Raw genomic sequence first — 14,190 nt, 5'->3', positions numbered from 1 at the left:
CTCTATGTGATTATGCTTCAGCAGCCTTCACTTGAGCGTGTAGTTCTTGTACTGACGTAACTGATGTTTTCGCATCAGCAGTGTGAGCCATACACGTTGCAAACGCTGCGTTTAGCGTTGTTGTATAGTTCACTTTCTCAGCTAGAGCACCACGACGTAGTACTTTAGAGTCTTCAATCGCTTGACGACCAGCAGCAGTGTTCACGATGTAGGTGTACTCGTTGTTCTTGATACGGTCAAGAATGTGAGGACGACCTTCGTGTACTTTGTTTACTAGGCGTGGGTTAATGCCCGCTTCGCCAAGGATAACTGCTGTACCGTGTGTTGCGTCTAGTTGGTAACCAAGCTTAGATAGCTTAGATGCTAGGTCAACAACACGCTCTTTATCACCTTCACGAACAGAAAGAAGCGCACGACCACCTTCTGGGTAGATGTTGCCACAACCTAGTTCTGCTTTCGCGTAAGCTTCAGCAAATGTTGGACCTACACCCATAACTTCACCAGTAGAGCGCATTTCTGGGCCTAATAGTGGGTCAACACCAGGGAACTTGTTGAATGGAAGTACAACTTCTTTCACTGAGTAGTAAGGTGGGATAATTTCTTTGGTAAAGCCTTGGGCTTCAAGAGATTGACCCGCCATTACACGTGCTGCAATTTTCGCAATTGGTGCACCCGTTGCTTTCGATACGAACGGTACAGTACGCGCTGCACGAGGGTTCACCTCGATTAGGTATACTTTGTTGTTCTTAACCGCAAACTGCGTGTTCATCAGACCACGAACACCCAACTCGAACGCCAGCTTTTCAACTTGCTCACGCATTACATCTTGGATTTCTTGGCTTAGCGTGTAAGCAGGAAGAGAACATGCTGAGTCACCAGAGTGAACACCCGCTTGCTCGATGTGCTCCATGATACCGCCGATCACTACGCGCTCACCGTCACAGATAGCATCGATATCCACTTCAACTGCGTCATCTAGGAAACTATCAAGAAGAACTGGAGATTCGTTCGATACGCTTACTGCTTCGTTGAAGTAGCGACGTAGGTCTTGCTCGTCGTATACGATTTCCATCGCACGACCACCAAGTACGTAAGAAGGACGTACAACCAATGGGAAGCCGATTTCGCGAGATTTCTCAACCGCTTGCTCCATTGTTGTTACTGTTGCGTTTTCTGGCTGAAGTAGGCCTAGACGGTCTACAGCAACTTGGAAACGCTCACGGTCTTCTGCACGGTCGATTGCGTCAGGGCTAGTACCGATGATTGGCACGCCAGCTGCTTCAAGTGCGCGAGCCAGTTTCAGTGGAGTTTGACCACCGTACTGAACGATAACGCCTTTTGGCTTCTCAACACGAGCAATTGCTAGTACGTCTTCCAGAGTTACTGGTTCGAAGTACAAACGGTCAGATGTATCGTAGTCTGTTGAAACCGTCTCAGGGTTACAGTTAACCATGATAGTCTCAAAGCCATCTTCACGTAGAGCTAGTGATGCGTGTACACAACAGTAGTCAAATTCGATACCTTGGCCGATACGGTTTGGACCGCCGCCTAGAATCATGATCTTGTCTTTGTCTGTTGGGTTTGCTTCACACTCGTCATCGTAAGATGAGTACATGTAAGCCGTATCAGAAGAGAACTCAGCCGCACACGTATCAACACGCTTGTAAACAGGATGAATATCGTATTGGTCACGTAGACGACGGATTTCGCTTTCCGCTACACCTAGAATCTTAGACAGGCGTGCATCAGCAAAACCTTTACGCTTCAGCTTGTTTAGCTCGTCTTTGTTCAAACCAGCAAAGCCTTTCGCTTTAAGCTCTTGCTCAAGCTTAACGATATCTTCGATTTGAACTAGGAACCAACGGTCGATTTGCGTTAGGTTGAATACGCCATCTACTGACATACCCGCACGGAATGCATCCGCGATGTACCAAATACGCTCTGCGCCCGCTTCTTTTAGTTCGTGACGAATTGTTGTTAGTGCGTCTGGCGCATCTAGGTCAACCATTTCGTCAAAGCCTGTAGCGCCAACTTCTAGGCCGCGAAGTGCTTTTTGTAGCGATTCTTGTTGGTTACGGCCGATAGCCATAACTTCACCAACAGACTTCATTTGCGTCGTTAGACGGTCGTTAGCACCTGCAAATTTCTCGAAGTTGAAACGAGGAATCTTAGTTACTACGTAGTCGATTGTTGGTTCGAATGATGCTGGAGTTGCGCCACCCGTGATGTCATTTTGCAGTTCATCTAATGTGTAACCCACAGCCAGTTTCGCTGCAATCTTAGCGATTGGGAAACCCGTTGCTTTAGAAGCTAGAGCAGAAGAACGAGATACACGTGGGTTCATCTCGATGATAACCATACGGCCGTCTTTCGGGTTGATACCAAACTGTACGTTTGAACCACCTGTTTCAACACCAATCTCACGCAGTACTGCTAGAGATGCGTTACGCATCAGTTGGTATTCTTTGTCTGTCAGCGTTTGAGCTGGTGCAACTGTGATTGAGTCACCCGTGTGGATACCCATTGGGTCGAAGTTTTCAATCGCACATACGATGATACAGTTGTCCGCTTTGTCACGAACCACTTCCATCTCGTACTCTTTCCAACCGATTAGAGATTCATCGATTAGAAGCTCGTTGGTTGGAGAAAGGTCTAAACCGCGACGACAGATCTCTTCGAACTCTTCTTTGTTGTATGCGATACCACCGCCAGTACCACCCATAGTGAATGATGGACGGATGATACAAGGGAAGCCAACCATATCTAGAACAGCGTAAGCTTCTTCCATGGTTTTCGCAGTGTCAGCACGTGGACACTCTAGGCCGATAGACTTCATCGCCTTATCGAAACGAGAACGGTCTTCCGCTTTGTCGATTGCGTCAGCCGTTGCACCAATCATCTCTACACCGAACTCTTCAAGAACACCGTGCTTCTCAAGATCTAGTGCACAGTTAAGAGCCGTTTGACCACCCATTGTAGGTAGAACTGCGTCTGGCTTCTCTTTCGCAATGATGTTGCGAACAACTTCCCATTGGATTGGCTCGATGTAAGTTGCATCAGCCATATCTGGGTCAGTCATGATGGTCGCTGGGTTCGAGTTTACAAGAATAACTCGGTAACCTTCTTCGCGAAGCGCTTTACAAGCTTGAGCACCAGAGTAATCGAACTCACATGCTTGGCCGATAACGATCGGGCCAGCACCTAGAATTAGAATACTTTTAATGTCAGTACGTTTTGGCATTGTCTACTACTCCGAATTACGCTGTGTGCTGTTTAATTAGTTCAATGAAGTGGTCAAAAAGCGGTGCCGCGTCTTCTGGACCTGGGCTCGCTTCTGGGTGACCTTGGAAGCTGAATGCTGGCTTATCTGTGCGGTGGATACCTTGCAAAGAACCATCAAATAGCGACTTGTGCGTTGCACGTAGGTTTTCAGGCAGCGTCTCTTCATCAGCAGCGAAACCGTGGTTTTGTGAAGTAATCATCACAACATCACGATCTAAATCTTTAACTGGGTGGTTTGCACCGTGGTGACCAAACTTCATTTTCACCGTCTTCGCACCAGAAGCTAGCGCTAGGATTTGGTGACCAAGACAGATACCAAAGATTGGTAGGCCTTTCTCTAGGAATACTTTTGTCGCTTCAATCGCGTAAGTACATGGTTCTGGGTCACCAGGGCCATTTGAAAGGAAAACGCCGTCTGGGTTTAGAGCCAGTACTTCTTCCGCTGATGTTTCAGCTGGAACAACCGTTAGGCGGCAGCCGCGGTCAACAAGCATACGCAGGATGTTGCGTTTTGCACCGAAGTCGTAGGCAACAACGTGATATGGCAATTCTGAGTCTGCTTTCGCTTCAGGAAGTCCACCCGTAAGCGTCCACGAACCTTGTTTCCATTGATACGCTTCTTTTGTTGTAACTTCTTTCGCAAGATCCATACCTTTCAGGCCAGGGAATTCTTTAGCTTTAGCTAGCGCTAGAGCTTCGTCGATATTGTTGCCTGCAACGATACAACCGTTTTGAGCACCTTTTTCACGAAGAATACGCGTCAGCTTACGAGTATCGATATCAGCGATACCAACAACATTTTGCGACTTTAGGTAATCTGAAAGGGATTGTTCATTACGGAAGTTAGAAGCGATAAGAGGGAGATCGCGAATCACAAGGCCTTGAGCGTGGATTGAAGAAGATTCTTCGTCTTCGGAATTGGTTCCGGTATTGCCAATGTGAGGGTAAGTAAGCGTTACAATTTGTTGAGAATAGGAAGGATCAGTGAGGATTTCTTGGTACCCCGTCATCGAGGTATTAAAAACGACTTCACCAACAGCAGAACCGTCTGCGCCAATGGATTCACCGTGGAATACTGTCCCGTCTTCTAGGACTAGCAATGCTGACTTTTTCAAGACAACCTCCAGAAATAAAAATGCATTAAAATTGATTTAATTTGCAAATCTACCTTCCTGCAACACCAAAAACTGCGTGTTTATGGAAATTAGACAAATTGGCGGTATTCTAATGAGGAGATTGACGTGTGTCAATACAGTCTTAAAAATAAATCTAATATTTAGAGCATCTAATACAAAAAATGATTTTAGAGCCTTAAAAAACATAGTTTAGTCGCTCTTTGGTAGGGATTGGATGAAAAATTTATGAAAAGCCCATTTTTGGACAAATCAGAGATCACAGTTTTGTGGTTAAAAACGACGCAAACGATGCACACTCATTTCCAACATAAACTTTTAAGCACTTTAAGTAAAAAACAGACCATAAGCTCCATTTTAACAACAAAAAAGCGAGGTAATTATCCTATAGCCAACCGTTTAATAGAGTACTGCCATACATCAGATATAAAAAGCGCCGGGTATCCCCAGCGCATAATTATTTAAACCAGAACTCTTGTCGCCCATTTTTACTTAAGAAACTGGACGAATAGAGTCGGTCTACAGCTCATTCAAGCCAAGAACATCGGTCATTGTGTAAAAGCCTGCCGGTTTCTGCTTTAGCCATACCGCTGCTTTTACTGCACCATTTGCAAATGTCATACGGTCGGTTGCTTTGTGCGTTATCTCTACTCGCTCACCGATATCAGCGAACATCGCGGTGTGTTCTCCAATGATGTCACCAGCTCTAATCGTTGCGAAACCAATTTCATCTTTGGTTCGTTCACCGGTAATACCTTCACGGGCGTAGACGGCTACGTCGTTCAGTTGGTTGCCCATTGCGCCTGCAATCGCTTCTCCCATTCCGATAGCTGTACCTGATGGTGCGTCCACTTTATGGCGATGGTGCGCTTCAACAATCTCGACATCGCAATAGTCACCCATTACTTTTGCCGCTTTCTCTAGCAGCTTAAAGACAAGGTTTACACCCACTGAATAGTTTGGAGCCATCACAACTGGAACTTGTTGTGCGACTTCATCAATTCGTGCGCGCTCTTCATCAGAGAAGCCTGTCGTGCCAATAACAATACTTTTACCATGCTGGCGACAAAGTTCCAGATTCGCTAGCGTGCTAACTGGAGCAGTAAAGTCGATGATGACGTCAAACTTTTCAATGTCTTTGGCAAGATCATCTGTCACAACAACATCAAATTTACCTTCGCCACAAAGCTCTCCTAAATCAACACCTACAAGTGATGACTCTGGGCGCTCTGATCCAGCGGCTACTGATGCATTTTCATTGTTGTAGGTTGCTTTAACTAGGTTGCGACCCATGCGGCCTGCCGCACCTGCAACTGCAATTCTTACCATTGCATGGTTCTCCATTTGTTTTTCACTGCTCGTTGGCAGCATTCCAATTCATCTAAATAAACTAACAACATTCGCCATCAGTGGCTAGGGTCTATGCAAACTCTTTTACCACTCTGTCTAAAATCGGCACATTTGCTTCTGGGAACGCATAGTTCGGTAGTTCACCAACCGAAACCCATTCACCTTGCTGGCCTTCACGACCGTATGGCTGACCATCAAACTGGCTGACACTCATAAAATCAAACTTTAACGATTTGTCTGGGTAGTCGTATTCAAGGTGCTCAAACAAAGTTTGCTCCGTGACGGTAATGCCAACCTCTTCATTGAGTTCACGAATCATCGCTTGTTCAACCGTTTCACCCTCTTCAACCTTACCACCAGGAAACTCCCAGAAACCGCCTTTATGCTTATCACTTGGGCGCTTGGTGATAAAGATTTCTGACTTGTCTTGGTTAAAGATGATTGCTGCGACGATATGGATTCTTTTCATTATTAGTGTTCCTTTTGCGCCCCTAGCGTCATTCTCTACAATAGGGAACGAATTAGATAGGGAACCTACTCTCTTGTTAATTTCAAAGGTCCCCGACTCGCCCGTTCCTCACTCTCAAGGGTGACGCTATCGAAGCCTTATTATTTTCACATACAAAAAGAGCCGCCTAAGCGACTCTTTAAATTCTATTCATCAGTTTCTATGAAGCTAAGCTATAGTGCTTGAGAGCAAGGCGGTGGCACGGAGCTTACAACTGTAAGTGAGTACCACCAACGCAGCTATCATGCTCTACAGCGACGATTCATAGCAACTTAATTGATTTTACCGTGACACTGCTTGTACTTTTTACCGCTACCACATGGGCAAGGCTCATTACGGCCAACTTTACGCTCTTCACGAACAACTGGCTGATGACCTTCTTCTGACTCTTCACCATCTGCTAGTTGGTTTTCGGCAGTTGCATGTTGTGCTTGCGCACGGCGAGCCGCTTCTTCCGCTTGTGCACGACGCTGAGCTTCCATACGTTCTACTTCTTCTTGCTGCTGTACACGTACTTTAGACAAGATAGTAATAACGTCAGATTTTAGTGCATCTAAAAGACCTTCAAACAGTTCAAACGACTCGCGCTTGTACTCTTGTTTCGGGTTCTTCTGAGCATAGCCACGTAGGTGGATGCCCTGACGAAGGTGATCCATCGCTGCAAGGTGCTCTTTCCAAAGTGAATCAAGTGTTTGTAGCATCACTGATTTTTCGAAGTTACGCAGAACTTGCTCACCAACCACTTCTTCTTTCTCTTTGTAGACCGCAACCGCTGTCTCAAGAATTTTCTCACGCAGTGCTTCTTCGTAAAGCTTGTCATCTTCTTCAAGCCACTGCTTCACTGGCGCATCGATATCGAAGTCGTTCTTCAGGCGCTCTTGCAGACCTTCCGTATCCCACATATCTTCTAGAGATTGTGGCGGGATGTACTCATCAATTACGGCACTTAGCACGTCAGTACGGTTGTGCTCGATCATTTCACTGATGTCATCAGCACTCATCAACTCATCGCGAAGTTCGTAAACCACTTTACGTTGGTCGTTAGCAACATCATCGTATTCTAGAAGCTGCTTACGGATGTCAAAGTTACGACCTTCCACTTTACGCTGCGCTTTTTCGATTGAACGAGATAGCATCTTAGATTCGATCGCTTCACCCTCTTCCATACCGCTCTGGATAAGACCAGCCATACGGTCAGAAGTAAAGATACGCAGTAGTGAATCTTCCATCGATAGGTAGAAGCGTGATGAACCTGCGTCACCCTGACGACCTGAACGACCACGTAACTGGTTATCAATACGACGGGATTCATGGCGCTCTGTACCAATGATGTGTAAGCCACCCGCTTCAAGTACTGCGTCGTGAACGATCTTCCACTCAGCCTTAATTTCTGCGATTTGCTCTGGTGTTGGGTTATTTAGCGCTTCAACCTTCGATTGCCAGCTACCACCTAACACGATATCGGTACCACGACCTGCCATGTTAGTCGCGATAGTTACCGCACCAGGAGTACCTGCACCAGCAACGATTTCCGCTTCTTTTTCGTGGAACTTAGCGTTAAGTACGTTGTGTTTGATCTTTGCTTTTTTCAGTGCATTTGAAAGCAGCTCTGATTTCTCAATAGAGACTGTACCAACAAGAGTCGGCTGACCTTTCGCTACGCGATCTTTGATATCTTCGATAATCGCGTTGAACTTATCAGTTTCTGTACGATAAACCACATCAGGCATATCATTACGAATCATTGGTTTGTTGGTTGGGATAACAACCGTTTCTAGACCGTAGATCGACTGGAACTCGAATGCTTCAGTATCTGCCGTACCTGTCATACCTGACAGTTTTTCGTATAAACGGAAGAAGTTCTGGAACGTAATAGACGCTAGCGTCTGGTTCTCGTTCTGAATCTTAACGCCTTCTTTCGCTTCTACTGCTTGGTGAAGGCCTTCAGACCAACGACGACCTGGCATAGTACGACCAGTGTGTTCATCAACGATTACGACTTCGCCTTCTTCGTTCACAATGTAATCGACGTTTTTCTCGAACAATACATGTGCACGAAGTGCTGCGTTGACGTGGTGAAGTAAGCTAATGTTAGCTGGTGAATACAGTGTATCACCCTCTTCCATTAAGCCGTTTTTAACCATCAACTCTTCAACAAATTCTTGGCCATTCTCGGTCAAGTGCACCTGTTTCGATTTTTCATCCATGGTGTAGTGACCTTCACCACGGTACTCCTCTGAGTCTTCTTTATCTTGAAGCTCAAGATGAGGAATCAGAGTATTGATTCGTGTGTAAAGATCAGAACTGTCTTCAGCTGGACCTGAAATAATAAGCGGAGTACGAGCTTCATCGATTAGGATTGAGTCCACCTCATCGACAATCGCAAAGTAACGTTCACGTTGAACTCGGTCTTCAGCTCGGAAAGCCATATTGTCACGCAAGTAGTCAAAGCCAAACTCATTGTTTGTGCCGTATAGAATGTCTGCTTGGTAAGCTTCTTTTTTCTCTTGAGGAGGCATGTTTGGCACGTTAATGCCCACTGTCATACCTAGGAATTCAAATAGAACTCGGTTAGTTTCAGCATCACGCTTAGCTAGGTAATCATTCACAGTAACTACGTGAACCGCGCCTTTCAATGCATTTAGGTACGCAGGCAGTGTCGCAGTCAGAGTTTTACCTTCACCAGTACGCATCTCTGCGATTTGACCAGCGTTAAGAACCATACCACCGATAAGCTGTACGTCGAAGTGACGCATGCCATATACACGCTTAGATGCTTCACGTACCGTTGCAAATGCTTCTGGTAGTAGCTTATCTAGCGTTTCACCTTGGTCTAAGCGCTGACGGAACTCGACCGTTTTTGCTTTTAGCTCTTCGTCAGATAGCGCTTCAAACGTCGGTTCGTAGTTATTAATCTCTTTTACAATTTTTCTCAGGCGGCGCAGTGTTCTGTCATTGCGACTGCCAATTACCTTTGTCAGTAGCTTAGTAATCATTTTGCTATGAATCTCTCTTTATTCAGATCGGGCCCGATCTACTTTTAATGCCTTCAGTCTCTAACTAAGAATACTGAGATAAATCACTTCCCTCAGATATTGTGATGAGAACTAGGGATTTCAAGGCTTATATCACTTTTAGTAGGCGTTAGTGTAAGGAATTTTCAGTCCAACAACCAACATGATGATGATTTGTTTGAAGCACTCTTAACTTTTTACCTCAATATGGACGAAGTTTATCCGTTAAACGCTTCTAAAATGCTGCCTCAAGTCAGTTTGAGCGTGCTTGGACTGTATAAAAAGAGCAAACTGAGATTGATAAAGTGAGTCGTTGCCGTCAACAAATTGCGGGTTACAAAACTTGGCCATTGCTTAGGTAAAAGATCAATGTGATCGAGCGGTAATCTAGATCGATCTTGCTTCGTGCGGAACGCCATTGCGAGGAGGCAAAGATCTTCCGCCAGTTCGACAGGGATCTTCAAGGAGCACCCGATATGATCCTTAGAAATTCAGAGATAAAAAAAGCCAGACGACTGTCTGGCTTTTTCTTTAAATCTATTTTTATGCAAGCACTAAGCTTGGCTCAGCGAATGCCACTGGCGATGTTGCTTCTTCTTCGAACGTTACCCATTCCCAAGCTTCTTGGTCAGCAAGTACTGAACGAAGTAGTTGGTTATTTAGGCCGTGGCCTGATTTAAAGGCACGGAATTCACCGATGATTGGGTGACCACACATGTAAAGGTCGCCAATAGCATCAAGAACTTTATGAGTAACAAATTCGTTTTCAAAACGAAGACCTTCTTCGTTAAGAATACGGTATTCATCAAGAACGATAGCGTTATCGAAGCTTCCGCCCAACACTAGGTTTTGAGACTGAAGGTACTCGATGTCGTGCATAAAGCCGAATGTACGTGCACGTGAAATCTCTTTAACAAAACCTTGTGAAGAGAAATCAAACAGTAGGTGCTGTTCGTCTGCATCAATCGCTGGGTGGTTGAACTCAATTTCAAAGTCCATGCGGAAACCATCGAAAGGAACAAACTCAGCCCACTTATCACCATCTTCAAAGCGAACAGGCTTCTTGATGCGGATAAAGCGCTTAGGTGCATTTTGTTCTTCAATGCCAGCTTGTTGCAGCAAGAACACAAATGGGCTTGCACTACCGTCCATAATTGGAATTTCAGGCGCGTCAACTTCAACGATGATGTTATCGATACCCATACCCGCTAGTGCGGCATTTAAGTGCTCAACAGTAGAGATACGAACGCCTTCATCATTAACCAGTGCAGTACAAAGCATTGTGTCACGAACTGACGCTGGGTCCGCTGGGAAGTCCACTGGCGGGTTTACATCAGTACGGCGGTATACAATACCTGTATTTGCAGCAGCTGGGCGAAGAATTAGTGTTACTTTACGACCAGAGTGGAGACCCACACCAGTTGTTTTCACCATTTCTTTCAGAGTACGTTGTCTGATCATCTGCTTTGCCTCAGTAAATATGCTACAAATCACGGTCAATATCAGTATTGACCGTGCATGCTACCACAATTTTGAACAGTGTCAAATTGTAGTGTTTTTAGTCAGCTTGACGACGCAAGAACGCAGGGATATCTAGATAACCGCTTTCTTTATCTGCTTTTGGTGCTGCACTTTGGCCTGCACCGCTGCCAGACGGAGCTGTTGTCGTTGGCTGAGGAGTAACCTGTGGTTTCTCTTGCAAAGTTGGTGCCGGTTTTTCTTCCACTTTATTGACAGTCTGCTGAGCAGGTGCCGATTGTGGTTGAGTCTGCGGCTGAGCAACTGGCGCAACTTTCGCTTTGCCGCCCGCAACTAGCGTAATGTCAGGTTTCTTCTCGTTGCCAATACCTGTAGCAACAACAGTGACACGGATTTCATCAGCCATATCTGGGTCTAATGAAGTACCAATAACGACCGTAGCATTGTCTGATGCAAAGGCTTTAACTGTGTTACCAACGGTTTCGAACTCGTCTAGACGCATATCTAGACCAGCCGTGATATTTACAAGCACACCGCGAGCACCAGCAAGATCGATATCTTCTAGTAGAGGGCTAGAAATTGCCATTTCTGCCGCCTCTTCTGCACGATCTTCACCTTTAGCAACGCCGCTACCCATCATTGCATGACCCATCTCAGACATCACTGTACGAACGTCAGCAAAGTCGACGTTGATCATGCCAGGACGAGTAATCAGCTCAGCAATACCTTGTACCGCATTCTTTAGTACGTCGTTCGCACTAGCAAAGGCTTCAAGTAGAGTGATACCACGGCCAAGTACTTTAAGAAGCTTCTCATTTGGAATCGTAATCAGTGAGTCCACATGTTTAGAAAGCTCTTCAATACCTTGCTCAGCAAAAGCTAAACGCTTTTTGCCCTCAAAGCTAAATGGCTTAGTTACAACAGCAACTGTCAGAATACCTAGCTCTTTCGCTACTTCTGCAATTACTGGTGCCGCACCAGTACCTGTACCGCCGCCCATACCAGCTGCGATAAATACCATATCGGCACCATTTAGCTCTTCTTTAATACGATCACGATCTTCGAGAGCTGCGTCACGTCCTACTTGAGGATTTGCACCAGCACCCAGACCTTTAGTCATATCACCACCAATCTGAATAACACTATTCACACTGGTTTTACGAAGTGCCTGAGCATCAGTGTTAATACTAATGAACTCAACACCTTCGATGGACTCACGTACCATGTGTTCAACGGCGTTACCACCACCGCCACCAACTCCAACGACTTTAATTACTGCGTCGTCAGACATTTCCATCATCGGTTCAAACATGTGTTATCTCCGTTTTTCCTGCTGCTCAGGTTAAAACTCTTTTTGTATCCAATTACGCATTCGGTCAAATAAACTTGCGACTGAAGAACGAGCAGGCTCGTTATATTCAGTATCATCACTCATTTGATTATCTCTTGCGTAATGAAGTAAACCAACAGCCGTAGAATGATACGGCTCTTTTACGTAATCTGTTAAGCCGCTCACCTCTAGAGGTTTGCCCACTCGTACTTGGTTGCGGAAAACACGTTCCGCACACTCTACCACACCTTCCATTTGTGCTGCTCCACCTGTGAGCACCACGCCCGCGGCTAGGTGATGTTTAATCCCTTCTTCGCGTAGCTTTTCTTGGACGGTATCGATAGTTTGGTTAACCAGTCCCATAAGTTCAGTATAACGAGGCTCTATCACTTCAGACAAAGTTTGTCTTTGTAAACTGCGAGATGGGCGCCCACCAACACTTGGAACGTTAACCGTATCATCTTTACTAACTAGTTCGCTAAGAGCACAACCGTGCTTCACTTTGATCTCTTCAGCATCACTTACTGGAGTACCAAACGCAAAAGCGATATCACTTGTTACTGCATTGCCAGCGTATGAGAATACCTCTGTATGACGTAACGCACCGCCAGTCCAGATTGAAATATCCATCGTGCCTGCACCGATATCAACGACACACACACCCAGTTCACGCTCATCTTCGGTAATAACAGCATGGCTTGCCGCTAAGCCAGAGTAAACAAGTTCGGTTCTAGTTAGGCCACAACGCTCTACTGCTTTAATGATATTTTTCGCCATATCATTGTGGCAAGAGATCATGTGAACACTTACTTCCATTCTTACTCCTGATAAACCTAGCGGGTTTTTGATCCCTTCTTGGTAATCAATCGTAAATTCTTGTGGAATTACGTGAAGAATGCGCAGTTCCTCACTAATTTTAATCGACTTAGCCGTATGGATTGCACGATCCATATCATCTTGGGAAACCGCTTCATCTGAGATGGTCCCCATGCCTTTCTCAATACGGCTAGCAATATGTCTACCTGAAATAGAAAGGTACACACTGCTGATTTGGCACTCAGCCATTAACTCAGCTTGGTCAATTGCACGCTGAACCGATTTCACTACCGATTCAAGGTCGTTTACACCACCTTTGTCCATTCCTCTTGAAGGACTACTGCCTGCACCAATAATATTGATTTGACCATCAGGCAATACTTCACCCACTAGAGCCGATACTGTTGCAGTGCCTATATCAAGACCAACAATAATGTTGTCATCAGCGGTCTTAGTCATCTGAATTCTCTTGTTCTAACTCTTGCTCAGGGAACCATCCTATAGAGGCTCCCGTATCATACCTGAGGTCAATGTAGCTAACCAGTTCGGTTTCGCTACCCAAATTCTTGAATAGAGAGATAAATCGCTCTATACGTTCTTCTAACGACTCTTTTCCGAGCTCTAGTCGAATCCCATTATCGAGAATGATTTGCCAAGCTCGACGGTCATTGAGTACCAATGAGGTAATCGTTAGATTGAGTGCTTCAAACCTCGGGCTTATCTCTCGCCATACTTGCAAGACTTCCTCGCTTGTATCAAGAGGCCCATAAAGTTTGACTCGCTCTTCTTCTAGTTGGCCGATATCACCATCAAATATCTGACCGTAGTCATTGAGTAGTGCATTACCGTTCCAAATAGCTTCAGCGTGATGCTCAGTCAAAAAAACTTTGACCGTATCTGGCCACTGTTTACGAATGGAGGCATGTGAAACCCAAGGAATTGATTCAGCCATACTTTGCAGTACATCGATGTCTTGTGACATAAATGTCCCCACATGTTCTAGCTGTGCAAATGCGCGCTGAACGTCTCGGGCAGAAACATAATGCAATTCACCTTGGAGCACGATATTTGAAAGTGGCAGACGTTTGTCATCCCACATCCAAGAGATCGTAGAATAGAGGAGAGAGCCAATTAACAACAAGACCACCAGTAAGAAACTACCGCCAAGGGCATGTTGCTTTACTAGTGGTACAGAAGTAATCCGACGGCCTTCATTAAAAGCACTTTTAATCAAAGTCCATTGTCCTTGCTACCAGCTCGCTTATCTTTCCCTAATCC

The 14,190-nt window shown here is 45.4% G+C and carries 9 protein-coding genes; all 9 read right to left on the bottom strand.

Translation table 11 applies throughout. The features are described from left to right. Positions 1–10: 10 nt before the first annotated feature. The 9 genes from carB to F0231_RS12995 all read right to left on the bottom strand — a co-directional run bounded on the left by carB (position 11) and on the right by F0231_RS12995 (position 14,146). Positions 11–3,241: a carbamoyl-phosphate synthase large subunit gene (gene carB, locus F0231_RS13035; RefSeq protein WP_171760163.1), complete on the bottom strand. Its 3,231-nt coding sequence runs from the start codon at positions 3,239–3,241 to the stop codon at positions 11–13. 16 nt (positions 3,242–3,257) lie between these two features. After that, a complete protein-coding gene (gene carA, locus F0231_RS13030; RefSeq protein WP_032553126.1) occupies positions 3,258–4,397 on the bottom strand; it encodes a glutamine-hydrolyzing carbamoyl-phosphate synthase small subunit in 1,140 nt (379 codons plus the stop codon). Positions 4,398–4,934: 537 nt separating this feature from the next. Next, positions 4,935–5,759 carry a 4-hydroxy-tetrahydrodipicolinate reductase gene (gene dapB, locus F0231_RS13025; protein ID WP_171760162.1) on the bottom strand — a complete coding sequence of 275 codons (825 nt, stop codon included), beginning with the start codon at positions 5,757–5,759 and terminating at the stop codon, positions 4,935–4,937. 76 nt (positions 5,760–5,835) lie between these two features. Further along, complete coding sequence (gene mutT, locus F0231_RS13020; RefSeq protein WP_171760161.1) at positions 5,836–6,234, bottom strand: 8-oxo-dGTP diphosphatase MutT; 399 nt, start codon at positions 6,232–6,234, stop codon at positions 5,836–5,838. A gap of 311 nt (positions 6,235–6,545) precedes the next feature. Next, on the bottom strand, positions 6,546–9,269 hold the full coding sequence (gene secA, locus F0231_RS13015) for a preprotein translocase subunit SecA (protein WP_171760160.1): 2,724 nt from the start codon (positions 9,267–9,269) through the stop codon (positions 6,546–6,548). Between the two features lie 561 nt (positions 9,270–9,830). Next, complete coding sequence (lpxC, locus tag F0231_RS13010) at positions 9,831–10,748, bottom strand: UDP-3-O-acyl-N-acetylglucosamine deacetylase (protein WP_171760159.1); 918 nt, start codon at positions 10,746–10,748, stop codon at positions 9,831–9,833. Positions 10,749–10,845: 97 nt separating this feature from the next. Further along, entirely contained in the window at positions 10,846–12,078 is a 1,233-nt protein-coding gene (gene ftsZ, locus F0231_RS13005) for a cell division protein FtsZ (RefSeq protein ID WP_171760158.1), read from the bottom strand. Between the two features lie 30 nt (positions 12,079–12,108). Further along, positions 12,109–13,371, bottom strand: coding sequence for a cell division protein FtsA (gene ftsA / locus F0231_RS13000; protein ID WP_171760157.1), 1,263 nt, complete (start codon positions 13,369–13,371; stop codon positions 12,109–12,111). Next, a complete protein-coding gene (locus tag F0231_RS12995; RefSeq protein WP_171760156.1) occupies positions 13,364–14,146 on the bottom strand; it encodes a cell division protein FtsQ/DivIB in 783 nt (260 codons plus the stop codon). Before F0231_RS12995 ends, ftsA begins: the two co-directional genes overlap by 8 nt. Positions 14,147–14,190: the final 44 nt, after the last annotated feature.

The sequence above is a fragment of the Vibrio sp. RE86 genome, assembly GCF_013114545.1.
Lineage (GTDB): Bacteria > Pseudomonadota > Gammaproteobacteria > Enterobacterales > Vibrionaceae > Vibrio.
This window is presented reverse-complemented; position numbering and strand designations above follow the sequence as displayed.